The organism is Sphingomonas lycopersici (assembly GCF_026130605.1).
GTDB classification, from domain to species: domain Bacteria; phylum Pseudomonadota; class Alphaproteobacteria; order Sphingomonadales; family Sphingomonadaceae; genus Sphingomonas; species Sphingomonas lycopersici.
The window spans coordinates 383,830-407,394 of sequence record NZ_JANFAU010000003.1 but is presented as its reverse complement, the minus strand read 5'-3'; the positions used below and the strand labels follow the sequence as shown (position 1 = coordinate 407,394).

22 protein-coding genes are annotated in these 23,565 nt (G+C 64.2%); 11 read left to right on the top strand and 11 right to left on the bottom strand.

What is annotated here, in order from left to right:
- Positions 1–114: 114 nt before the first annotated feature.
- Positions 115–1,110 (top strand): dipeptide epimerase, encoded by a 996-nt coding sequence (locus NED98_RS08580; RefSeq protein ID WP_265312634.1) that lies wholly within the window; start codon positions 115–117, stop codon positions 1,108–1,110.
- A gap of 305 nt (positions 1,111–1,415) precedes the next feature.
- Here the strand turns inward: NED98_RS08580 and groL are convergent, their stop codons facing one another.
- Complete coding sequence (gene groL, locus NED98_RS08575) at positions 1,416–3,035, bottom strand: chaperonin GroEL (RefSeq protein ID WP_265312633.1); 1,620 nt, start codon at positions 3,033–3,035, stop codon at positions 1,416–1,418.
- A gap of 52 nt (positions 3,036–3,087) precedes the next feature.
- Positions 3,088–3,402, bottom strand: coding sequence for a co-chaperone GroES (gene groES / locus NED98_RS08570; RefSeq protein WP_265312632.1), 315 nt, complete (start codon positions 3,400–3,402; stop codon positions 3,088–3,090).
- A gap of 275 nt (positions 3,403–3,677) precedes the next feature.
- On the opposite strand from groES, the gene NED98_RS08565 reads away from it, so the two are divergent.
- Positions 3,678–3,911, top strand: a complete 234-nt coding sequence (locus NED98_RS08565) for a hypothetical protein (protein ID WP_265312631.1) — start codon at positions 3,678–3,680, stop codon at positions 3,909–3,911.
- The gene (locus tag NED98_RS08560) at positions 3,911–4,180 is read left to right on the top strand and encodes an usg protein (protein WP_265312630.1); all 270 of its coding nucleotides are present in this window, start codon (positions 3,911–3,913) and stop codon (positions 4,178–4,180) included. The genes NED98_RS08565 and NED98_RS08560 overlap by 1 nt, the downstream gene beginning before the upstream one ends.
- Before the next feature lie 167 nt (positions 4,181–4,347).
- Here NED98_RS08560 and NED98_RS08555 read toward each other — a convergent pair whose 3' ends face one another.
- From NED98_RS08555 to NED98_RS08545, 3 genes are all read right to left on the bottom strand, one after another.
- Positions 4,348–4,686: a hypothetical protein gene (locus NED98_RS08555; RefSeq protein ID WP_265312629.1), complete on the bottom strand. Its 339-nt coding sequence runs from the start codon at positions 4,684–4,686 to the stop codon at positions 4,348–4,350.
- A gap of 176 nt (positions 4,687–4,862) precedes the next feature.
- A complete protein-coding gene (locus tag NED98_RS08550) occupies positions 4,863–6,284 on the bottom strand; it encodes an efflux transporter outer membrane subunit (protein ID WP_265312628.1) in 1,422 nt (473 codons plus the stop codon).
- Entirely contained in the window at positions 6,284–7,777 is a 1,494-nt protein-coding gene (locus NED98_RS08545; RefSeq protein WP_265312627.1) for a DHA2 family efflux MFS transporter permease subunit, read from the bottom strand. Before NED98_RS08545 ends, NED98_RS08550 begins: the two co-directional genes overlap by 1 nt.
- On the opposite strand from NED98_RS08545, the gene NED98_RS08540 reads away from it, so the two are divergent.
- The 6 genes from NED98_RS08540 to NED98_RS08515 all read left to right on the top strand — a co-directional run bounded on the left by NED98_RS08540 (position 7,776) and on the right by NED98_RS08515 (position 12,830).
- Positions 7,776–7,916 (top strand): hypothetical protein, encoded by a 141-nt coding sequence (locus tag NED98_RS08540; protein WP_265312626.1) that lies wholly within the window; start codon positions 7,776–7,778, stop codon positions 7,914–7,916. The genes NED98_RS08545 and NED98_RS08540 overlap by 2 nt on opposite strands.
- 54 nt (positions 7,917–7,970) lie before the next feature.
- Positions 7,971–9,092, top strand: a complete 1,122-nt coding sequence (locus NED98_RS08535) for an HlyD family secretion protein (RefSeq protein WP_265312625.1) — start codon at positions 7,971–7,973, stop codon at positions 9,090–9,092.
- Positions 9,093–9,133: 41 nt separating this feature from the next.
- On the top strand, positions 9,134–9,727 hold the full coding sequence (locus tag NED98_RS08530; protein WP_265312624.1) for a TetR/AcrR family transcriptional regulator: 594 nt from the start codon (positions 9,134–9,136) through the stop codon (positions 9,725–9,727).
- 329 nt (positions 9,728–10,056) lie between these two features.
- Complete coding sequence (locus NED98_RS08525) at positions 10,057–10,953, top strand: TauD/TfdA dioxygenase family protein (protein WP_265312623.1); 897 nt, start codon at positions 10,057–10,059, stop codon at positions 10,951–10,953.
- A 495-nt stretch (positions 10,954–11,448) separates the two neighbouring features.
- Positions 11,449–12,093, top strand: a complete 645-nt coding sequence (locus NED98_RS23395; protein WP_432423307.1) for an ArdC family protein — start codon at positions 11,449–11,451, stop codon at positions 12,091–12,093.
- 47 nt (positions 12,094–12,140) lie between these two features.
- Complete coding sequence (locus NED98_RS08515) at positions 12,141–12,830, top strand: ferric reductase-like transmembrane domain-containing protein (protein ID WP_265312621.1); 690 nt, start codon at positions 12,141–12,143, stop codon at positions 12,828–12,830.
- Between the two features lie 180 nt (positions 12,831–13,010).
- On the opposite strand, the gene NED98_RS08510 is transcribed toward NED98_RS08515, so the two are convergent.
- Positions 13,011–14,330 (bottom strand): hypothetical protein, encoded by a 1,320-nt coding sequence (locus tag NED98_RS08510; protein ID WP_265312620.1) that lies wholly within the window; start codon positions 14,328–14,330, stop codon positions 13,011–13,013.
- Positions 14,331–14,392: 62 nt separating this feature from the next.
- On the opposite strand from NED98_RS08510, the gene NED98_RS08505 reads away from it, so the two are divergent.
- Entirely contained in the window at positions 14,393–14,896 is a 504-nt protein-coding gene (locus NED98_RS08505) for a PadR family transcriptional regulator (protein WP_265312619.1), read from the top strand.
- A gap of 186 nt (positions 14,897–15,082) precedes the next feature.
- Here the strand turns inward: NED98_RS08505 and NED98_RS08500 are convergent, their stop codons facing one another.
- From NED98_RS08500 to NED98_RS08480, 5 genes are read right to left on the bottom strand one after another with little or no spacing between them, the layout of a single operon-like run.
- Complete coding sequence (locus NED98_RS08500; protein ID WP_265312618.1) at positions 15,083–15,388, bottom strand: DUF4387 domain-containing protein; 306 nt, start codon at positions 15,386–15,388, stop codon at positions 15,083–15,085.
- Positions 15,375–16,769 (bottom strand): DUF1446 domain-containing protein, encoded by a 1,395-nt coding sequence (locus NED98_RS08495; protein WP_265312617.1) that lies wholly within the window; start codon positions 16,767–16,769, stop codon positions 15,375–15,377. Before NED98_RS08495 ends, NED98_RS08500 begins: the two co-directional genes overlap by 14 nt.
- Entirely contained in the window at positions 16,766–17,587 is an 822-nt protein-coding gene (locus NED98_RS08490; RefSeq protein WP_265312616.1) for an alpha/beta fold hydrolase, read from the bottom strand. Before NED98_RS08490 ends, NED98_RS08495 begins: the two co-directional genes overlap by 4 nt.
- Before the next feature lie 13 nt (positions 17,588–17,600).
- Positions 17,601–19,076 carry an MFS transporter gene (locus NED98_RS08485; RefSeq protein WP_265312615.1) on the bottom strand — a complete coding sequence of 492 codons (1,476 nt, stop codon included), beginning with the start codon at positions 19,074–19,076 and terminating at the stop codon, positions 17,601–17,603.
- A complete protein-coding gene (locus NED98_RS08480) occupies positions 19,076–22,021 on the bottom strand; it encodes a TonB-dependent receptor domain-containing protein (protein WP_265312614.1) in 2,946 nt (981 codons plus the stop codon). Before NED98_RS08480 ends, NED98_RS08485 begins: the two co-directional genes overlap by 1 nt.
- Between NED98_RS08480 and NED98_RS08475 the strand changes: the two genes are divergently transcribed.
- Entirely contained in the window at positions 21,987–23,315 is a 1,329-nt protein-coding gene (locus NED98_RS08475; protein ID WP_265312613.1) for a citrate synthase, read from the top strand. The genes NED98_RS08480 and NED98_RS08475 overlap by 35 nt on opposite strands.
- Positions 23,316–23,565: the final 250 nt, after the last annotated feature.

Here is a 23,565-nt window from a genome sequence, read left to right as displayed (position 1 = left end):
CCGGCGAGGGGCTGCTTTGCATTTCGACCGGCCAATTGGCGAAATCGTCAACCGGACTGCAAAGCGCTTGCGCCGGGAGCGCCTATTCGGGTCAAGCCGCTGGAGGAAATGGTGATGAAGGTCGAAGCACGAACCGAGCAATGGGAGATGGCCGAGCCCTTCCGCATCTCGGGAGAGACATTCAGCCATGCCGAAATCGCGGTGATCACGATCGAGGATCGCGGTGTCGTCGGGCGCGGCGAAGCGTGTGGCGTATATTATCGCGACGATACCTCGGCACGCATCGTCGAACAGGTGACCGAGCTTGCGCCGATTCTGGCGGCTGGCGGGGTCGGCCGCGCTGAGCTTCAGCATTTGCTGCCAGCCGGCGGTGCGCGCAATGCGATCGACGTCGCCTTGTGGGAAATCGAGGCCGGGCACGCCGGAAAACCCGTGTGGCAGCTTGCGGGGTTCGCCGAGATCCGGTCGCTGCCGACGGTGTTCACGATCGGAGTCGCGTCGCCGGGTGAAATGGCACGCAAATCGGCCAGCATGCACCATGCGCACTCGATCAAGCTCAAGCTCGAAGGCGAGGGCGAGGATGCGGAACGGGTCAAAGCCGTGCGCGCCGCGCGGCCCGATGCGCAAATCGCCGTCGACGGAAACCGCGGGTTCGATGCGGAGTCTCTCGACGCGATCATGCCGACGTTGCGCGCCGCGGGGGTTATGCTGATCGAACAACCATTCGCGCTCGGGAAGGACGCGGACCTGCGGTACATCGATCGCACGATCCCGATCGCCGCGGATGAAAGCGTCCAGGACAGCAACGATCTGGAGCGGCTGATCGGGCTGGTCGATTTCGTCAACATCAAGCTCGACAAATGCGGCGGGCTGACCCACGCGCTGGAGATGGAGCGGACAGCGCGCGCAATGGGCTTCCGCGTCATGGTCGGGAATATGACCGGGACAAGCTGGTCGCAGGCGCCCGCGTTCCTTCTGGGCCAGCGATGCGACTTATGCGATCTGGACGGCCCGACATTTCTCGCCCGCGATCGCGTTCCAGGGGTCCGTTATGCGGATGGCATGGTTCACTGCCCCGATGATGTCTGGGGAAGAGGTCACGTCCGCTGAGTAGCCGGATTGAGCTTACGGCGCCACAAACTCAGGAAAAATAGGAGGTCAGTAGGCGTGCGCTGCGGACTCCCGAGGGCTTTTCCATGAAGCCGAAAGCTGAAACCGACGGAAGGTATTGGACGATGGCGTTCAAGTAACGGACAAGTAACAGCGAGGGTATACTCCCCAGCAGCGCGTCATCATTCCTCGTTCGCTCGCTTCCGGTAATAACTCAGGTCGTCACCGAACATACCCCTTCGTCCCCGTCGCATCGGCCGTGCGCGTTATGTAGTGACCGGGGCCGCGCGGCCCCGGTCGGCTTTTCAATAGTCCATCGGCGACGTCGCCGCCGGCTTTTCGTCCTTGGGCAGCTCGGCCACCAGCGCCTCGGTCGTGATCAGCAGCGACGCCACCGAGGCGGCGTCCTGGAGCGCGGTGCGGACCACCTTGGCCGGATCGATCACGCCGGATTTGACGAGATCCTCATATTCGCCGGTGGCGGCGTTGAAGCCCCAATTATAATTGCCGTTCTCGAGCAGCTTGCCGACGATCCAGGCGCCGTCTTCGCCCGCATTGTCGGCGATCTGACGCGCGGGTGCGCGCAGGGCGCGTCGCACGATGTCGATCCCCGATTGCTGGTCGTCATTGGCAGCCTTGAGCGCGTCGAGCGCCTTCAACGCGCGCAGCAGGGCAACGCCGCCGCCGGGAAGGATGCCTTCCTCGACCGCCGCGCGTGTCGCATGGAGCGCATCGTCGACCCGGTCTTTCTTCTCCTTGACCTCGACCTCGGTCGCCCCGCCGACACGGATCACCGCGACGCCCCCCGCGAGCTTCGCAAGCCGCTCCTGCAATTTCTCGCGGTCGTAATCGCTGGTGGTCGTCTCGATCTGCTGGCGGATCTGGGCGACGCGGCCGTCGATGTCGTCCTTCGCGCCCACCCCGTCGATGATCGTGGTATTGTCCTTGTCGATCGTCACCTTCTTGGCACGGCCGAGCATGGCGATCGTGACATTTTCGAGCTTGGTGCCGAGTTCCTCGGAGACGACATTGCCGCCGGTGAGGATCGCGATGTCTTCCAGCATCGCCTTGCGCCGGTCGCCGAACCCGGGCGCCTTGACCGCCGCGATCTTGAGCCCGCCGCGCAGCTTGTTGACGACGAGCGTCGCGAGCGCCTCGCCTTCGACATCCTCGGCGATGATGAGCAGTGGACGGCCCGATTGCACGACCTTCTCGAGCAGCGGCACGAGCGGCTGGAGATTGGCGAGCTTCTTCTCGTGGATCAGGATATAGGGCTCATCCAGTTCCACCTTGAGCTTCTCGGCGTCGGTGATGAAATAGGGCGAGAGATAGCCGCGGTCGAACTGCATGCCTTCGACCGTCTCGAGTTCGGTCGCGAGGCTTTTGGCCTCTTCGACCGTAATCACGCCCTCGTTGCCGACCTTCGCCATCGCTTCGGCCAGGATCTTGCCGACCTCCTCGTCGCCATTGGCCGAGATGGTCGCAACCTGGGCGATCTCGCTGTTGGCCGACACCTTTCTGGCGTGGCTCGCAAGATCGCTGACCACCGCGTTCACCGCCAGATCGATGCCGCGCTTGATATCCATCGGATTCATGCCCGCGGCGACCGCTTTGGAGCCCTCACGCACGATCGCCTGCGCCAGCACGGTCGCAGTGGTGGTGCCGTCGCCGGCCTTGTCATTCTGCTTGTTGGCGACCTCGCGCAGCATCTGCGCACCCATATTCTCGAACTTGTCGGCGAGTTCGATTTCCTTCGCCACCGTCACGCCATCCTTGGTGATGCGCGGCGCGCCGAAACTCTTGTCGATCACGACGTTGCGCCCCTTGGGGCCCAGCGTCACCTTCACTGCATTCGCAAGCGTATCCACGCCGCGCAGCATGCGATCACGCGCGTCCGACGCAAATTTCACTTCCTTGGCAGCCATCCTGGCTAACTCCTTTCTATCGATCCTTCCTGAGAGTTGGGAGGCGAGCCGCTTATGCCGCCCGCTTCAGTTCCGCGACGACCTCGACCACGCCGAGGATGTCGCTTTCCTTCATGATCAGCAGATCCTCGCCGTCGATCTTCACTTCGGTGCCGGACCATTTGCCGAATAGGATCCGGTCTCCGGCTTTGACCGAGAGCGCGGCATATTTTCCGGCATCGTCGCGCGTGCCGGGGCCGACGGCGACGACTTCGCCCTCCTGCGGCTTTTCCCTGGCGGTATCCGGAATGATGATGCCGCCCGAGGTTTTCTCCTCGGCTTCGAGGCGGCGGATGAGCACGCGGTCGTGCAAGGGGCGGAAATGCATGGCAAAACCTCCAGTTGCAAAACGAATGTCAATGTCCCCGTCGCCCCGTAGGAGGCGACGGGCAGCGATCAGCTAGGGCACCCATTTTTTGTGTTCAAGGGGCCGCTCGAAATTTTTTGGCAGTCGTGCCTCTTGAGTGCCAATTCCGCTGATTGCAATCGCTTAGCAGGCGATATCCCCCTCTTGACGCGACTCGCCTGCTTCCCAAATCTTTGCCCATCGCGGGCGCTCGTCGTCCCGCGGAGGAAAGGAGAGTTACGAGAGAGGACAGGGCTATGTCGGAACCGTTTTCACGTTTTCTGCACCCCTTCGACGTTGCGCACCATCCAAGCCTCGAACCGGAGGTGAAGCGCGCCATCCTCGCGTCCTGGGCATCGGACCGGCACGCGGTCCGCGACAGGCCGGCCGAGCGAAAGCCCCCGGGCGCGCGGCGCGCCGTTCCGATCGACGAACTGTTTGCCGCGATGCGGACGCTCGATCAGCGTCCGGGGCGGGAGCTATCCTCCTGATGACCGACCGGGCTTTCGTCGCTCAACTCGAAGGCTATGGCGTGACGACGGCGGAGATTCATTATTATCGTCCGGATGCCCCGTCGTTGCTGCAGCTGTTCGTGTGGCAGGAATATGATCTTGCACCGGACTTTCCGGTGCTGTTCGATTTCCTCGATCACTGGCAACGTGAGATCAAAGCGGCGCTCCATTCGGTTCGGATCGCGCATGACAAGCTCATCGGGCCGCGGGAATGGCGCGCGGTGGATGGCATCATCCCGCTCCAGTGATCGAAGCGCGCTTTCGCTGGGGAAAGTTTGCGGCGGGGCGGGTGTCGGTGGAGATAACTGCCATCCGCCGGTCCGTCGAAGGCGAACTGGATCGCGAAACCCGCAAGAGCGACCCCTCAATCGCCCCTGCGCCGCTTCTCGGAGATAGGGCGTGGCGCGGTGGCATCTCAGCCGGGTTTGATCATCTCGGCACTCCTGACGACCCGGTGATGCTCGACATGGTCGGGACGGGTCAGCAGGAAACGGTCGTCCTCGGGATAGTAACGCGCCACCTCGATGTCTTCCCCGGCAAAGGCGCGGATCGCGTCGAGCGATTCCCACCAGCTGAGGGTGGAGACCTCGCTCTCGCCATTGCCGAGCGTGCGGACCAGCATCTGCGCGCCGAGATTGCCCGGCGTCGCGCGATAATCGTCGAGCCCGGTGCCGGCGATATAGGCGATATAGTCGGCCTCGTCGGCGGTACGGATGCGCGCCGACCAGCGGCGCAGGATGATTGTGTCGGACATGGGGCGATCCTCCTGTCGACAGTTTAAGAGATCGACTGCGCCTTCCGAAATCGAATGCGGCGGCACCGCGATAAGGCGGGATTATGATCGGTGATCGCCGAGTTATCGCGTGGTAGCAACCCGCCACCGAGGTGCCTTCAGCATGGCCAGCCCGTCCGGTGGGGGTGCGGTGTCGGTCATGATCGCTCCTTGCCGTCGCTCATCCATCCGCCGCCGAGGGCTCGGTAGGCGGCGACCGCCGCGCGGGCCTCTTCCGCCCGGACGCTCGCGAGGGTGTCCGAAGCGGCGAGCAGTTCGCGATCGGCGTCGGTCACCTCGATCAGCCCGACGATGCCGCCGGTATAGGCGTCCTGGGCTTGCGCGCGGGCGCGGCTGAGTGCGCTGACCTGTCGCTCCAGATTCGCCCGCTGCCTATGTGCCTCGCCCAGGCGCGACAGCGCGGTTTCGACCTCCTCGGCGGCGCGCAGCACGGTGCCGCGCCATGTCGCGAGCGCTTCGGCGCGATGGGCGCGGGCGCCCGCGACTTCGGCATCGACACGGCCGAAGTCGAACAGCCGCCAGCGCAAGGCCGCACCGCCTGAAGCCTGCACGGCGTTGCCGGTAAACAGATTGCCAGTACCGAGGCTGGCCACCCCGACCAGGCCGGACAGCGAGACATGCGGGTAATAGTCGGCGAGCGCCGCGCCGATCCGCGCATCGCTGGCGGCCACCCGGCGCTCGGCGGCGATGATGTCGGGTCGTCGGCGGAGCAGTTCGGCAGGCGCGGAACTGCCGGCAGGCATCGGCGCGGACGGAATGGGAGAGACGGGTTGGAGTGCGGCACGCTCGGTGCCGGGCTGCTGGCCGAGCAGCACTTCCAGCCGGCTGAGCTGGGCGTCGATCGCCGCCCGCAGTGGCGCCGTCGATGCCTGGACCGCTTCCGCAGCCGCGCGCGCGCGATTGAGTTCGCGCTCGGCAGCCACGCCTTCGTCGACCCGCTGCCGCACCAGGGCAACGAGCGTCGTCTGGTTCGTTGCCTGTCGCTCCGCGACCTCGAGCCGCGCCTGGAGCCCGCGCAGCATAAGATAGGCGTCGGCGGTTTCGGCGGCGATCGCGACGCGGACCGCCGCTTCCTCAGCCTCGCTCGCCTCCAGCTCGCGCAGGCTGGCTTCCCGCAGACGTCGGTTGCCGCCGAAGAGATCGAGTTCCCAGCCCGCCTGGGCGCCCACCGAATATTCGGTGTAGCCGCGGTCGAGCCCGAGCGCCTGGGTGACCCGGCCGATCGCCGTCTCCCGCGACTGGCTGATCGTTGTCACTCCTCCCGTGGCATCGACGTTCGGCAGCAGCGCGGCGCCGGCTGCCCTGGCTACGGCACGCGCCTGACCGATACGCGCGCGGGCGACCTCGATGTCGGGATTGTTCGCAATCGCGCGCGCGACCAGCTCGGCGAGCAGCGGATCATCGAAGCTCCGCCACCACGCGGCCGTATCGCCGTGAGTGTCGATGGCACCGGCGCGGACGAAGGTCGGCGTCAGCGCGATAGACGGCGCGACATGGTTCGGGCCAACCGTGCAGGCGGTGAGCGCGGCGCAGGCCACGGCGGGCAGGGCGCGCTTCATCAATGCGCCTCGGCCGGCATGGCCGGCGCGTCGGTGGCGGGCAGGCGGCAGAACGGCACCAACACCAGCGCCGCGATGAACATCCACGCCATGATCCGGAACACCTCGTCAAATGCGATCGTCACCGCTTCGCGCGCAATCAGCCGGCCGAGCGTCGCCTGCGCCATCAACAGCGCGTGGTCGGGATCGGGGGTGATCGCGCTCATCCGCGCGGTGAGCGCCGCGAGCACATCGGGGGCGGCGCGATCGGGGGCGCCCAGTGCTTCCCCGAAGCGGAGCGCCTGTGTCCGTGTCGCATCGCCGAGCCAGGTGTTCACCGTCGCGATGCCGATCGCGCCGCCTAGATTACGCATCAGGTTGAAGAGGCCGGACGCATAGCGAAGCTCCGGCCCCTGGAACACCGACAGAGCGAGCCCGACGCTCGGCACGATGCACAGCATCACGAACAGGCCGCGCAGGAGCTGGGGCGCCAGCAACTCGTTAAAGCCCCAATTCGGTGCGACGTGCGAGGTCGCCCACAGGCTCGCGGCGAAGCCGACCAGCCCGATGGCGATGATGATCCGTCGATCGAACGCGTTCGAGGTGGCCGCTGCGATCACGGTGCTGACAAGCTGGGCGCCGCCCACAACGAATACCGTGGTGCCGATCTGCAGGCTGTCGAAGCCACGCACCCGGCCGAGGAACACCGGCAGCAGATAGGTTGACGCATAGATGCCGAAGCCGATCACGACGTTGAACACACAGGCGAAGGCAAAGGTCGGGCTGCGGAACGGCGACAGGCGCACGATCGGGTTGGCGGAATAGAAGGATCGCTCGAGGAACAGGCCGAACGCGACAAGCGCGATCCAGGCCACCATCATGATCCCGGGATCGCCGAACCAATCCTTTCGCGGACCTTCCTCAAGCACATATTGCAGGCCCGCGAGGGCGATCGCCATGCCGGCAAGCTGCGCCCAGTCGATACGCGCGAACATCGACGTGTCGGCGCGGTCGATGCGGATCAGGACAGTAGCGAGGACCGTAACCGCGGCGCCGGGCACGATATTGATGAAGAAGATCCAGCGCCAGTCGGCGGCGTGGGTGATGATGCCACCCACGGTCGGTCCGATCGTCGGTGCGAGCACCGAGACGACGCCGAGGATCGCCGGGATCATCGCGCGTTGTTTGCCCTCGAACAGGGTGAAGCCGACTGCGAACACCGTCGGCACCATGGCGCCACCGACGAAGCCCTGGATGGCGCGAAAGGCGATCATCGACTCGATGTCCCAGGCGAGACCGCAGGCGATGCTCGCCAGAGTGAAGAGTCCGGCCGAGGCGGCGAACAGCCAGCGCGTCGACATCGCCTGGCTGAGGAACGCCGACAGCGGGATCATCACCAGCTCGGCCATCAGATAAGCGGTTTGGACCCAGCTGATCTCGTCTGGCGCGGCGGATAGGCCGGCCTGCACCTCGTTGAGCGAGGCGGCCACGATCTGGATGTCGAGCAAGGCCATGAACTGGCCGAAGGCGAGCACCGCGAAGATCAGGAACTTGCGCGAGTTTGGCAGCGCGGCCGGGCTCGCCGCCGCTTCGCGGCGCTGCCCGCTCGCGCTGTCGATCACCGCACTTGCCACCACCGAAGACTCGCCTTGAAGGATTACGATCATAATATTATGGACATAATCTTAATCTGGCAAGCGGGTAGCTATGAGCGAATATCTGGAACCGACAAACTCGACGGCGGCAGCACCCAGGCGTTCGCGGCTTGCCGGCCGTCGCGCCCTTATCGCGGTGGCGGTGGCGTCGCTGGTCGGTCTTGCGGGAATCCTGTGGATTCTCGCCCCGGCGCGGTCGCACAGCACGGACGACGCCTATGTCGGCGCCGACGCCACCACGGTCGCCCCGCGTGTTCGCGGCTTCCTTGCGCGCGTGCTGGTGAGCGACAACCAGCCGGTTCATCGCGGTCAGCCCCTGATCGAGATCGATCCCGAGGAGTTCGACGCGCGTATCGCCTCGGCGCGTGCTGCCCTTATCGACGCCCAAGCGGGGCTGGACTCGGCGCGTGCGGCGCTCGCCAGTCTGGATCAGGACGAGCGGCTGTCGCGCGCTCAGGTCGACATGGCCCGCACCGGCATCCGCGCAGCCACCGCGCAAGCCGCGCTGGCGACGGCGGACCGGCGTCGCTATGCCGCGCTCGCCGAGACCGGCGCCGCGCCGCGACGCGAGGCGGACAGCTTTTCGACCGCCGCGATCGCCTCGTCACAGGAGGCTGCGCGGGCGGCCGCGCAGCTACGCGTCGCACAGGAAAATGCCGGGGTCACGAGCGCGCGCCGTGCCGGCTTGCGAGCCGACGTCGGCGCTGCCGAGGCCAAGTTAGCGCAGGCGCGCGCTGCCCTTGATCTTGCCTTGCAGGATCGCCGTCACGCCGTGATCCTTGCGCCAATTGACGGCGTGGTCGGCAGTCTGCAGGCGCGACCCGGCGATTACGTCCAACCCGGCTCCCGCCTGCTGATGCTCGTGCCGATGAACACGCTCTATGCGACCGCCTTCTTCAAGGAGACGCAGATCACCCATATGCATCCGGGACAGCGTGCCTCGATTGCAGTCGATGCGCTGCCCGGCGTGAAACTGAGCGGCCGCGTCGAAAGCCTCGCACCGGGAACGGGCGCAAATTTCGCGCTCCTCCCGTTCGAGCCCGGAACCGGCAACTTCACGAAGATCGTCCAACGGGTCGGGGTCAAGATCCGCTTCGACCCCCGCCAAAGCGATGTCGCGCGGCTGCGTCCCGGCCTTTCGATCACCGCGACGGTGCGAGTCGACGGAGGGTGAGGCGCTTGTCCCGATGAACCACACACTTAAATGATTGGCTGATGCGATACGATGCCAACCATAAGCGCAAGACGCGCGACCTCATCCTGACCGAAGCGGCCAAGGTCCTGCGTACGGCCGGACCCGAGAAGCTGAGCGTGGCCGAGGTCATGCGGGCGGCCGGCATGACCGTTGGCGGCTTTTATGCGCACTTCAAGTCGAAGGACGACCTGCTCGCGCACGCCGTCGAGACGGCCATCGCCGACTTTAACGCCGATGTGGAGCGGGCCGAGACCGATGCCCCACCGGCCGAACGCTTCGAGCGGCTCGTTCGCTTCTACCTCTCACGCCGGCACCGGGACGCCCCCGAGGCCGGCTGCCCGTTGCCGAGCCTTGGCGGCTACGTTGCCGGGATGGACACGGAGGCGCGTCGCCGCTTCGGTGCAGGTCTCGACATCCTGACGAGCCGGCTGGAACGGCTGCTGAGCGCGATGCAGGTTGAGCAGCCCGAGGAGGCCGCGAGTTCGGTCGCAGCGGAGATGATCGGCGCGATCACGCTCGCCCGCGCGGCGATGGGCAGCGGTCAGTCCGATGCGATTTTGAGGCGGTCGAAAGACGCCATCCTTTCGCGCTACGTGCCGCGGCAGGCCGACTGAAGAGAGGATCTCGGCCGCTGAGTCTCCGACGTGGAGCTAGGCTAGGCGGAGGCGATGTAGCCCAATTCAACCCGTCGCGGTGTCCGCCAAATCGGCGGCAGGCCAGGTCGGGGTCGCGCACGCTCTCGCCGCTCTACGCAGGTGAGAGCGAGCAGGCGCATTCTGGGGCGGCGAGCCACAGTCGTCGAGGTAGAGGGCTATCGATTGCCTAATACCTACTTATCCGATAGGAATATAGCTCTGCTTGGCGTGGTCAGAGCAAGCCTTTTGCCCGCCGATGCGTGAACCGTGTCAGGATCGCGCGCGTTGAGAGGATGAGGAGCAGCGCCATGGCCACCGCCTTTCGGGTCAGTACCGACTTTCAGGAACACGCCGCGAGTCGCGGTATCTCCATCACGCTGCCCACGCCCACGATCGGTGCGGAAATAGCGGGAATTGACCTCAATCTGCCGCTCAAGAGCGCTGACGTGGAGATCATTCGCGAGGCATGGCTGACGCGGAAGGTCATCTTCTTCCGCGATCAGGATATCAGTTACGAGAGCCATTTGCGGCTCGGTCGGCTGTTTGGCGAGCTCGAAGGGCACCCGGTGATTCCCCATGTCGAGGGACATCCCGAAATACTCATCATCCAGGGCGTCGAGGGTGTGAAGCTGACCGAAGAGTCGCTAATCCCGTTCAAGGCGGCGAACAAGTGGCATACCGATGTGACGTTTCGCGAGCGCCCGTCAATCGCCTCGATCCTGCGCGCGCGGCTGTTGCCTCCGCTGGGCGGCGACACGATCTGGTCGGACGCGGCGGCGGCGTACGAGGGCCTGCCGATCGCGGTCAAGGAGCGGATCGAGAATCTCGACGCCGAGCACGACATCGTCCGCAGTTTTGGCGGGCGCGTCACCGAGGAGAAGCGCGCCCAGCTTGCGCGTGATTTTCCGCCGGTGCGGCACCCGGTCGTCCGCACGCACCCGGAGACCGGCGAGAAGATATTGTACGTCAATTACACTTTTACGACGCGCATTCTGGGCGTGAGCGAGGAGGATAGCGACCGCCTGCTCCGAACCCTTTTCGACCGCATCAAGGTGCCTGAATATCAGGTCCGGTTCCGGTGGACGCCTCACGCAATCGGCATCTGGGACAACCGGTCGACGCAGCATTACGCGGTCGGGGACTATTGGCCGGCCGACAGGATACTCGAGCGCGTCACTGTTTCTGGCGATATTGTCACGCCCTGAGCGGGCCTCTCATGAGCGGTAGCGATCCGATCCTCCGGAAATGGACCGGCGGGCGGCACCCAGCCTGTTTGAAAGCAGTCGTCGGTAGCAGCACGAATCGCCCGAGACGAGGCGCAGCCGCTCCTTAACCCGACGGTGTCTCGCGCCACGCTCGAGGAAATATCGGCGACACAGGCGCCCAGCATTGTGGTGATAGAGGTCTGGGGGCACCGCTGCATGTGCTCTGCTACGCCCGATTTTGTACAGCGGTCGCCCGAGGACGGCCCGCTTCAGAGGGAGGGAATGGCCGGCTCCGCCGTGACGGGTTAAGGGGGGCGAGAGAGGCTCGCTGCCGGCCCGTTCACGGAGAGTGGCAATGGCATACCAGCCACAGGCCGGCGGCCGTCAGGGCAGTCGACCAATCACTATGTGCAGAACATTGCGCGGATTATCGCTGAGCTCGAAGCCGGAGGCCTTCGCTGGGTTCGGCCTTGAACAGTGCGGGCCGGGCTCGGTATGCCCTATAATGCTGTGTCGGAAAGGCGTTACCGCAGGATCAATGTTCTTACGCTTTGGCATGCGGTCGTCGAACGCGGATTTCGGACTCACGCGTTTCTGACATTTCGCCAGGGGATGACGCGGATATTTGTTTGGCGTGTCATTGCCGCCCTCGCCGAGCAGTTGATTCCTGCGTGCGGGAGCCATGTCGCTCTGGTCGCGCCAGAACCAGATCCGATCCTTGAGCACGCTATCGTCGGGATCGACATAGAATTCGGGCCAGGTGCAGTTGTGGCGGTCGGAAGCCAATTTGACGCCTTCGCGCAGCAACTCGGCATATCGTCCGCGCGAAATACCGAACAAGACGAAGTCTCGCTGTTGCTGGCGGACATGTATCTTCACCTTGCTACCGGTGTCCAATCCGGCGCAGATCTCACGGAACACATCGTCCCAGCGACACCGATCCGCGTCATGATCTCTGATCACGAATTTCCGGCAGGAACGCGCCCAATGGCTGCCGTAGAACCGCATTCGCTCGCTTCCCGATTGCCGTCTGTCCGCTTTCTCCAAACCGGAAGCAAGCCGGCGCGCCGCGATCGGTTTCGTACCGCAAATCGCCTCGCTTCAAGCCCCCAACGGGAGATCGGTTTCCTCGTTGTTTGACCGAAAGGTTCACCGTGATAGTTTCAGCGTAGCTGCGGGGGCGCACGATGACAGGACGGGGCAAGACCTATCTTTTGTTTGTGATCGGGCTTGCGGCGATCGTCGCAGGTTTCTGGCGGACCTTCTTTGGGGATCCGCTCAGCAACGATGGTTGGCACACGCTGCACGGGATCGTCTCGACAGCTTGGGTGCTGTTGCTGATCGTGCAATCATTGCTGATCGGTCGCGGCAGCTATCGCTTGCACCGGCGGTTAGGCTGGACGTCGCTGGCGTTGGTCGCTTTGCTTGTGGGGACAAGCAGTTACATGGTCTGGATCGAGCTCGTCGGGGACGAAGGCTTTCCGCGCGACCTTCGGCTCAGCCTTGTCTTTCTCGATATCACATTCCTGCTCCTGTTCATGGCGATGTACGGCCTCGGCATTGCCTACCGTCGGAACCGGCGGCTGCATTCACGCCTGATGGGCTCGACCATCCTGATTGGCCTTGGGCCTGCCCTCGGGCGGCTCTACGCCCAGCAGATACCGGCGCTGCATGGTCTTGCCGGCGGCCTGACATGGACCTTTTATACCATCGAAGCGGTGCTGATCATCGCAATCATGGCGGAACTGTTCAGAAAGCGATTGTCTTGGCCATTCCCCACCTTGCTCGCGATCTTTGTCGCGATTCAAGCTGGTACGATCTGGGCGACGGGCGATACCTTTGCAGCGATCGCCCGTGCGGCGGGGGCGCCAGTCTAGGTCGAGCCGACAGCGTGAACCCGCTGCCGCCGCTTATTGTTTGGCATTGAAGACGCGAAGTCGCGCGACCGAAAACCGCCCATCGGCGACGCGCCTAAAACCGATCGTCCCTGGTTGTGATATCCCTTCCAGAAACTTGGCTGTCGATTTTTGGCACAGCGACAGCCGGGCTGCTATGCGCTATTGCGCGCCGCGTTCCTGGATGGCGTAGCGGACTGCGGCCGAGGGAAGCATGAGCACAGCGGGCTTCTGCCCAGCTGTGACTATTATTTGATCCACGGGAATGGCGTCCTCTGCTTCACTCGCGAGAAATGCCTGGACCAGCCGTGTTCCGGATGTCGGCAGCAGCGATTGCGGAACGGCTACCGGCTTGCGCCCCATCGCTGCAAGCCAGTCCGGCCGGCCGGCGACGGAGGTCGTGCGGGGATGGACGACCTGCAAATCGACCGAACCCGCGAGCAGCCCGACCGTGAGGGGCTTGCCATGACGCATCAGCACCACCGACCCCGCGCGCGCTTTGGGTTCGGCGAGGGCGTAGAGATCCGCATCTGGCCGGTTCATCGGGATCGACGACAGACCTGCTTGATCGATCGTCAGCGGATCGATGCCGGTAGCACGTTTGAGCCTTTCGGCCATCATCACGACCTTGCCGCCCTCGGCCGCGATCGGCCGTTCGGCCGCGTGATGCTCGCCGGCATAGATCAGGAGCTTCGCGTCGGGATATTGCTTGAGCGCGCGCCGGACGATGTTGTCTGCCTGATCCTGTTCGCGCTGCCCCTGGGCATTTTCTGCCAGACCGGCATAGTCCGTGCGAATCATCTCGTAGGAGACGGGGCGATAGCCGAGCGCCAGCGATTGACGGAGGAAATCGGCAAATATCGGATCGTCGAGATAATAGCCGCTCGATCGACGCGGGTATTTCTCCGCAGATAGCTTTTCCATCTTGGCACGCGACGCCGTGTCGTCGGTGTCGCGCTTCAACGCTTCTACCGCCAGAACGGTATAGCCGAGCGGGCGTAGCGCGCGGGCGACTTCCAGCCCGAAGGCGCGCCCGCGCGGATCGAGATGATTCTCGTCGAGAATGACGATGCTGGTCCGCCGCGCGCGACGCACGATCTCCGGGATCGCCGAAACCCCCTTCGCGGCACGAAGATCGGCGATCTGTTCGGCAGGCACATGGAAATCGGCCGACTTCACGGGATTGAAGGTGGGGGTGCTGGTCATGCACGACATGACCTGCGCCCATTGATCGAAGACGTCCGGATCCTTGATATCGGCTGCGGATGCGATGCCGAGATGCGCAAGAAGGCCGAACGAAGCATCGAGATAGCGGCCATGCACCGCATCCTGGACCGACTGGTTGTTGGCGTCCTGGAGGCGCTTCTCCTCCATTTGCGCCGCCGAGCCAACCGGAACGGATGACGGGGGAAGCCCCTGGGCTGCGCTTGCCGCTGTCGTGCTCGCCGCGAGCAGGCTACCCAGGATCGCAAGAAATCGCATAATCGGCCTCATAGTACGATTCGTACTATGAGGCCGGGAAAAGTGGAAGGCAAGTGGTGCAGGTGCGGAAGATCAGCGAACTCGAAGGGGCGATCCTGTCGGAGATCGAGCATCGTGGGCAGCAAACCGCATTTCAGGTGCGGAAGGCCTTTGCGGATTCGTTCTCGCTGGAATGGAAGGGAAGCGCCGGCGCTATCTATCCGGCGGTGCGACGCCTGGAGAAGGACGGCCTTTTGCAGGCCAGCGCGGCGCAGGGGGGAAGAGCGACGCGGCACCTGTCGCTCACGGCGGTAGGGCGACAGGCGCTCAGGGACTGGGCGTGCGATCCGGTGCTGGCGACGAGCATCGGCGTCGATCCCTTCCGGTTGCGGGCCGGCATCTGGGCGATCCTGACGCCCGAGGATCGTAAAGGGCTCTTCCTGGAACTGGAGGCGGCGATCGAGGCGAATGTCGGCGCGCTGGAGGATTATCTCGGCAAGACCGATCCGGTGGAACGCGTGCGGATTGAGATGGCGATGACGGTTCAAAAGGCTCGCCTCGAAAAGCTTCGGACTTTTGGCGACTGAGCGGTGAAAGGCGCGTTCGTTCCCAGCGTGCGGCACGCTGATTGAGCGGCTTTCTATGAGTCGAAAACGGCCGCTGCGGCTAGCTGAGGCGGCGTTGCCGCTAGGCGCCTCAAAGCAGTCGTTCGATCACCCTCACCCGATTTCCAGAAGCGGCCGGGCCAACGGGCGCTTCGTCGACACTCGTGGCTATGCCACGATCTCCAGCAAGCGCGCGAATTGCTGTCCGCCATGCATATCGCGTTCGATCATGCCGCCCTGAGGCGCGGTTCGCGGGTAAGAGAATTTGACGACATTGAGATCGGGGACAGCAAACCATTTCACCGAATCTTCCGGTACCCCGAAAATCCCGGCTAACCGCCCGGCAGAAAGAGCCTCGGACCGCGAATAAAGATCGAACGAGCTCCGATCCTTGAAGAACAGATCCACCGTAATCCAGAACGGGCCGGCGTTCTTCGAGCGTATGTATCGGCAGATCTCATTAACCCTGGGCATCGGCGAACTCCGCGCTTTCGATCATGACGGTGCGTACCAGCGCCATCGGATCATCGACCCGGATGACGTGGTTCAGCTTGAACTCGAACACGCGCCCGCGCTCGATCTCGGCGGGGGAGAAGGGGAAGCCGTAGCTCGGCAATTCCATCTCGCGATCGAGCGGCATGTGGAAGAACAGCGGATTGCAGGTCTTGGCGATCAGCGTGGCCAAGTCCTGCGTCCGCGCGGTGGCGACGAACAGCAGCCCGACCTCGCGCGGTGGCGTGGCGGGCGGGGCCACCGTCGTGCCGGATACCGCATTCCAGCCATAGGCGCGCAGCGAGATGTTGAAATCGCCGATCGCCTTGCCGAGCACGGCGTAGATGCGGGCCGTCATCATTTCCTGCATCTGTGCGAGAAAGCGGTCGATTTCGCCCAGGACCTTCGGGTCCTGGATACCGACCAGCATGATCGTCTGGAACGGGCCGCCCGCAGCGCCCTCCAGCTTCATCGTATAAGGACGCGGATCGAAGCGCGAGCCCCGCACCTGCACCACGCGATCGTCGACGGCGCGATAGCGTGCTTCCGTCACGTCGAGGATTCCGCCGGGCTCGACCAGATGGAAGGGGTCGCTGTTCTCGTAGAGCATGTGCGACGACGCCGAATAGGGATCGCAGACGTTGGCGGCGTCGAGCGGCTCGATCTCGAACGCTTCCGTGCCGATGCGGATCAGCACGCCGCCCTCGCGCGGGTTGCGAGTGCACAAGCCGCCGCACTCGGCGATCTTCGCTGCATGCCAGGCCGAGCCCACATCCGCACCCTTCATCAATGGGATCGCGGCGAGCACAGCAGTGTCGGTGGTGCGTCCGCCGAGCACGATGTCCGCACCCGCCTCGATCGCGGCGACATATGGCTCCGGTCCCATCAGCGCGACGATATGGTCGCACGCCGCGAACATCGCCGGATCGACCGTCGTCATTGGGGCGAGCGGCGTGATCGCACCGGCGGCGGCAGCAGCCGCCATGTCGGCGGGCCGCTGCTCCGAATAGAGCAGGGCGATCCGTGGCGAGAGACCCTCCTCCCGGGCGATCTCGATCGCGATGTCGCGGGTCCAGTCGAGCGCGGCGTCGGCACCGCTCGTCCCGCACGATCCGATCAGCAACGGTATCCGGGCTTTTGCCTGCGCGAGCATAAGCAGGCGCAGATCAGCCTTCACGGCGTCGCGCGAATATTTGGGTTGTGCGGTGGCGAGATATGCGGGGCCGCTATCGGTCGAACCCGCGTCACATGCGATCGCGTCTGCGCCAAGCGCCAGCCCCTCCTCCAGGTTCGATGCGCGTACGCCGGTGCCCAGCGCCCCCACGGGCACGATCACGTTCACTGTGTTGGTCAGTCGGGTCATGCTGGTGCCTGCAGGTTCACAAGATTTTCGAGGAAGCGTTCGACCGCAGGGGTTGCGCTCAGGCCGGCGTGGGCGATGCCGGGGACGATTGTCTGCGTCGCGGGCAGGCTGTGCTCAAGCCAGTTGCGGAGCAGGGTGGCGTTACGCTCCAACCGGTTGCGCCCGAGCGATGCCATGTCGGCCGAATGGGCGGCGAAGCCCGGCGGATAGACGAACTCCTCGGTATCGAGTTCGCCGATAATTAGTTGCGAGGGCACCTTGCGCATCGCCTCCAGATCGAGCGGCGCGCCAAAGCGCTGCGCGAAATCGCGCGTGCCGATCCAAAAGTCCCGGCTGTCGTCGATCAGCGTGACTCCTCCCGGCGCACCGACCGATACGGATGCGAGCCGATCGGGATGCAGATAGTAGAAGCGGTGCGCAAAATGCCCGCCGCCGGAGAAGCCGAACAGGTCGAAACGAGGGAAGGCAATGCCGAGCAACGCTTCCACCTCCGCAATCATGCCGAGCAGGATGCGATCGTAGCGGATGCTGCCCTCCGCGATATATTTATACCCGTCAGGATTGCCGTCCCCCAGCACGCCGACCGGGAACAGGGGCGCAAGCACGACATAACGGTTGCGATCGGCGAATGGCGCGAGCGCGTCGCGATAGGCCATGCAGCCGCGCGCGGAGCCGTGGACGGCGATCAGCAGGCGGAACCCCTTGGGATCTTCCAGCAGCGCTGTCGGTAGATGGAGGCAATAAGAGAAGCGCGGGTCTGCCGCGTAGGCGATCTGCGCTTTCGGGAATCTAAGGCGGGGGTCGGAAGAGGCGGGCATGGCATGTCAGTCCTCAGGTAAGCGCGGAGGGAGCGGGCTCGGCGGTCCGTTTCGCAGCATCCTCGGCCAGGGTGCGGAGGTTTTCCTCGTGCCGGTGGCGATCGATGCGGAACATCCAGACCATCGCGATGGCGGCGGCGTTCACCAATATCACGATCGGTAGATAGAGAGCGCCGAGCCACCAAAGGGTTGCAGCCGGGACCGTCGCTGCGTGCGCGTGCGCCGGGAAAGCGATGAACGCCAGCAGGCCGCCCGAGATCATCACACCGAAACCCGATACTGCCTTGGTGAAGAAGCCATCCGCGGCGAACAGCAAGCCTTCGGAACGACGGCCGGTGGCGACCGCCAGTTCATCGGTCACATCCGCCAACATCGAGTTCAGCAGCACGGCGGTCATCACGTAGAGCACGCCCGAGACGAAGATATCGGCCATCAGAATGGCGTAGAGCGCCATCGTTCCGTTGGCGGGCATCAGGCCGATCAGCCGCAGCAAGATCGGCAGGCCCGCGAAGAGCACCGCGAGCGTAAAAGCCGCGAGCGCCGCCTCGCGCTTGCCCATGTTTCGCGCCACCACCGGCACCAGCGCCGCGCCGGCAAAGGTGGCGATCGCAGTCATCGTCGCGATCCCAGAAAGCTGATGTTGGCTCAGACCCCAGAAATAGAGGCCGAAATAAAGTTCCAGCCCATTGCGCACGCCGCTCGATATCGACACCAGCATCCCGACCGAAAGAATCGCGAGGGCGGAACGGTTACGTAACATGCCGAACATCTCGCCGAAGGCGCGCCACGGCCCGCCACCGTCACGGGCGGGCTTCGACAACCAGGGGACGATCCACTGCGTTGCCCGTGCGGAAATCAGGATCACCACCAGGATCACCACCGAGCAGAACAGGGCGAAGGCGAAATAGCCGTTTCGATCCGTTACGCCGCCGGTACCATCCGGCGCCACCTTCAGGAAATATTGATAGGCGAGCACGGTGGCCCCAAGTCCCGCCAGCGTGCGGAAGAAGATGCGCAGCGACACCAGCGTGGTGCGACGGTCATAATCGGTCACAAGCTCGGGGGCGAGCGCCTTGGAACTGTTCTCATAGAGCGAATAGCCGAAACGGACGACCAGATAGCTGGCGATCATCCACACGTAAGTGGCGGTGTGCCCGAACGATATCGGCGGGTTCCACAGCAGGAAGAACGCGATCGCCAGCGGCAGCGCCGCACCATACATCAGCGGATGGCGCCGCCCCAGCGGGGTGCGCAGGCGATCCGAGTACCAGCCGACTACCGGATCGGTGACGGTATCGAACACCGTGGCGATCAGGATTACCGAGGACACCGCAGCCGGCGGCAGCCCGATCGCCTGATTGTAGAAGATCAGCAGGAAGGTCTCGAGGATCTTGAGCTTGATCCCCGACGACACCGCGCCCAGCGAATAGAGCGTCAGTGTGCCGTTGCCGACGCGCGGCATGGTGGTGGAGGGGGCGGCGTCGGCCATCAGAACTTCGCCTTGAACCCGATGAACATCCGCCGTCCCACGATGTCATAGGTGTTGAGATCGATCGTATAGGCGCCGACCGGCGACAGCACCGAAATCGGTGGCGTGCGATCGAACAGGTTGGTTACGCCACCGCGCAGCTCGAAATTGCCGGCTACCTTTACGCCGAGGTCGAGGTCGAAATAGCTGACCGAGGCTGTGTGGGGCAGCGCCGGCTTGGCCACGCCGACATTGCCCGAATTGTTCATCGGCCCGATGTAGCGCCAGCGTAAGCCGAGATCGAAAGCCTCGCCCGAATAACGCAACGAGGATGTGGCTTTCCAGCGTGGCCGGGCGGAGGAGAACAGGTCGATCTGCGTGTTCTGGATCGTGCCCGCATAATCGAGGAACGCTGCGCCCGGCAGCGTCTGGATCTCGAATTTGTCGAGATAGCTTAGGTCCGTGCCCAGCGTGACGGTACCGCTCTTCAGCCCCAATTCCGACAGCGGGATCGGCCAGCTCGCGGCAATATCGATCCCCGCTGTCCTGTAGCCGCCGAGATTGAGGCGCGGGTTCGAAATGCCGCCGATCTGCCCGGTCGCGGATTCGCGGCTGATGAGCTGGCAGAACTGGTTGTTCGGGTCATAGGTCGGATTGCTGCCGTCGGCGTTGAAGCACCTCTGGACAGCGAGCGGGCCGCTGATGTTGCCGAGCGCGTCCTTGATCTTGATGTTGTAATAATCGACCGACAGTGTGAATCGTCGGAACAGCCCGCTCGCATGGACGGGCGCGAACACCATGCCGATCGAGAAGGTGTCCGCCGTCTCCGGTTTCAACGCCAGATTGCCCGCTGTGATCGTCCGCGCGCGGGTCGCGCCGTTGATATAGCTGTCGATCAGATTGGCGGGCACGCCCTGCGCGAGGCACAGGCTGCGCACCTGCGTTGCGCCGGCATAGCCCCTCGCGCGATAGCCGCTGCGGATATCGCACGGGTCGCCGCCGGGGATCGGCCCGAGCGTACCGAGCGACGCTGAGTCCAGCGTCGTCGCGCTGAACATGTCGCCGACGCTCGGTGCGCGGATCGCGCGAGCATAGCCGCCGCGGACCATTACCGCGTCGATCGGTTTCCAGTCCAGATCGGCCTTGTAGGTGCTCGCGCCGCCCGAAATCCGATAGTCGGAATAACGATATCCGAGGTCTACGTTGAGCGATCGGAACATCGGTACATCGGCCAGCACCGGAATCAGCAACTCGCCATAGATCTCCTTCACGGCGTCATGCCCGCCCGATGACGAGGTCGGCAGGAAATTGGCGAGGTCGCCCGAGGCGATCACGGCGTCCGGCGTGAAGGCATAGGAGGTGCGCCGATAATCTGCGCCGGCGGCGAAGCGTACCTTCCCCGCGGGCAGGGCGAACAGGCTACCGGTCAACGTACCCTCCACGACGAGCTGGCGCAGGCTGGTCGTGCTCTCGGCGTTGCGCGCGATATAGGCGCGGCACGCGTCAGAGATCGGCTGTGGGCCAAACGGGTTGAAGCCCCCCGAGCACAATTCATTGCCGCCGTCCGCCGCGTTCAGCAGATTCTGTACTGCGCTTATGCTGGGATAATTGATCTCGTGCGCGGTGTAGAGCGTGCGGCCGAGCGTCGCATAGGCGCTCCATGCGACATCGCCGAGACCGAGCTTCCCATCGGCACCGGCGGTGATCTGATAGACGTCGTAGCGGTCATGCTCGGTTCGCGCGCCCAGCACGTCGAACCTCTTCTGGATCGTGAAGGGTGCCGTCGGATTTGCGCGGGAGGCGAGCAATGCCTGAAGATCCGCCGGAATGAAGGGGTTGGTGACGGGAACCGTCAGGATGGAGGAAGTGGAGCTTGAATTGGGCGGTGGCCCGGCAGTCGTGGCGTCGTAGCGGGTGTAGAGCCCCTGCACGAACATCTTGGTCGACGAGCCCAGCTCATATTCCGCGCGGCCATAGCCGGTGTAGCGTTCAAGGGGCACCTGCGCGTAATTGAAATAACCCGTGTCGGCATAAAGGCTGTTGTTGTAGGTGGTGTAGATACCCGTCGTCGGGCCATTATAGCCAAGCAGGCTGTTCTGCGCGCGGAAGATCGTGCCGTCCGCGTTGAAGCTAAGGGCAGTCGATCGGGAGACGCTGCCCGTCGCTGCGCCGTAGCGTGCGAAGATTGCGTTGACTGCTGCCTGGCTCGGCAGGTTCGCAGCGTTGACCAGCAGGATGCCGTTGGGCGTGTTGGTCGAAAGCGCCTGATCGTCGAGATAAGGACGAGCGCGGAAGCCCAGGCTGTCGCGCGCCGAATAGACGGCCGCCAGCGTGACGTTGCCGCGCCCACCGGCGAAACTCGTACCCGCCGTGATCGAAAGCTCACGCGTCGCCGCATCGCCCTTGTCGGTGATCGACGTCTGGCCGCCCAGTTCGACACCCTCGAAACGTCGACGGAGCTTGATATTGACGACGCCGGAGATCGCGTCAGAACCATAGACGGCGGAAGCGCCGCCGGTGATCGTCTCCACGCTCTCGATCAGCGCGGAGGGTAGGACGTTGAGGTCGGCCGAGCCGTCCGGATTGGCCGGCTGGAGCCTGCGGCCATCGACTAGCACGAGCGTCCGCTGGCTTCCCAGTGCACGCAGGTTGAGATTAGCCTGCCCGCCGCGCGCGTTGAAGCTCGATGCCGATCCCGCGGACGGTGCGAACTGCGGAAGCTGGTTGAGCGTCGTCTCCAGTGTTGGTGACCCGCGAGAGGCGATCGCCTCCTGCCCGATGGTGACGATCGGAGTCTGCGATGTCGTATCGCGCCGAGCAATGCGGGAGCCGGTGACGACGATATCGGGCTGCGTATCGGCTCGCGCGGTTGCCGCAGGAGCCGGTGCGGTGTCCTGAGCGCGCGCTACGCCGCTCCACGTCCCCGAAACAATGGCGATCGCCAACGCACTCCGGCTGACCAGCATTTACTCCTCCCCTCATATGTTGACGATTTCCGTCAATTCGTCTGCTATCGTCGATATTGTCGATAGGGTGGGTAAGGAATCAATCTTGATGATTTCCGTACATGGTGAGGACGGCCAGATGTATCTTTCGGCGCAGGAGGCGGCAGACGCCCTGGGCGTCTCGCGTACGACCCTCTATGCCTATGTCAGCCGGCGCGGTATTCGGTCGGTTGCGGTTCCCGGCAGCCGGGAGCGGCTATATTGGCGCACCGACATCGAGCGTGCGAAGACGGCGCGAGGAAGACCGCCCGTGCGCCGCGAGAATGCGCCGCCGCCGGAATCGGCGATTTCGCTGATTGGGCCGGATGTGCTTTATTATCGCGGCATGGACGCAGTCGCACTGGCCGAGCACCACAGCCTCGAACAGGTCGCGGCTCTATTGTGGGACCAGCCGGAGGCGGCGGTTTTCACCGATCGTCTGCCCATATTTCCAGAGACGATGCGGCAGGTCGCGGCGACGTTGCGCACGTCAAGCGGCACCGCGCGCGCTGCCGCTGCATTGCCGTTGATCGAGGACGCGAACCCTCGGTCGTTCGATTTCTCGCCCGCCGGCATGGCCTCGACCGGCGCCGATGTGTTGCGGAGCCTCACCGCGCTCAAGCTCGGCGTCCCCGCGCCATCTGCCGCACCGATCCATGAGCAGGTCGGCGCTCACCTCGGCCTGTCGTCCGCTTGGCAGGATTTCGTGCGGCGGATGCTCGTTCTGTCAGCGGATCACGGTTTCGAACCCAGCACCTACGCCGTCCGCAGCGTTGCAGGCATTGGCGTGTCACCCTACAGGTCGGTTGCCGCCGGCCTGTTGCTGGTCGGGGGGCGGCGCACGCAACTTGGCCGGTTCGATGTCATCACGCGGTTGCTGACCGATATCTGTGAAGGCGATCCTGACGAAGTGATGCTCGCCCGGCTAAAGGGGGATGATCAGGTACCCGGCTTCGGCTACGACGCCTACCGCCACCGTGACCCGCGTGCCCGCGCGTTGCTCGATCAGCTCGATGTCGTGATGGGGGACGCGATCGGCCTGAAACGTCTCAAGCGCGCTATCGCCATCGTCGAGGATGCGCGGGGCCTTTATCCGGATTATGCGCTGGTGTCGGAGTTTGCCGGACGTCAGTTCATGGAAGATAAGCGGGATTCGATGTTTGTGCTGGGGCGGTGCGTCGGCTGGATTGCTCATTCGATCGAACAATATCGCACCGGTGAGGCGATCCGGCCGGCGTCAATCTACACCGGGCGACTTCCGGATCAGGTTACTTGAGACCGCGACGCGCTCAACCTCGGTCGTTCAACCCTGTTCGACGCGATCCCGAAACCGCCCTCGCTCACCTCACTCTAGGCTACGGTCCAGACGGCGGACATTGCTCGCCTTCAATGGTGGCTAAGCTGCTATTTGCGACGCCTAATCCTGGAGCTACTTCCGCACGTTCGCCACGAAGGGCGAGCGTCGGGGCAGGGCTTCAGACGGTCGGAACAGTGCCACCGTCAATAACGAACTCGGAGCCGTGGAT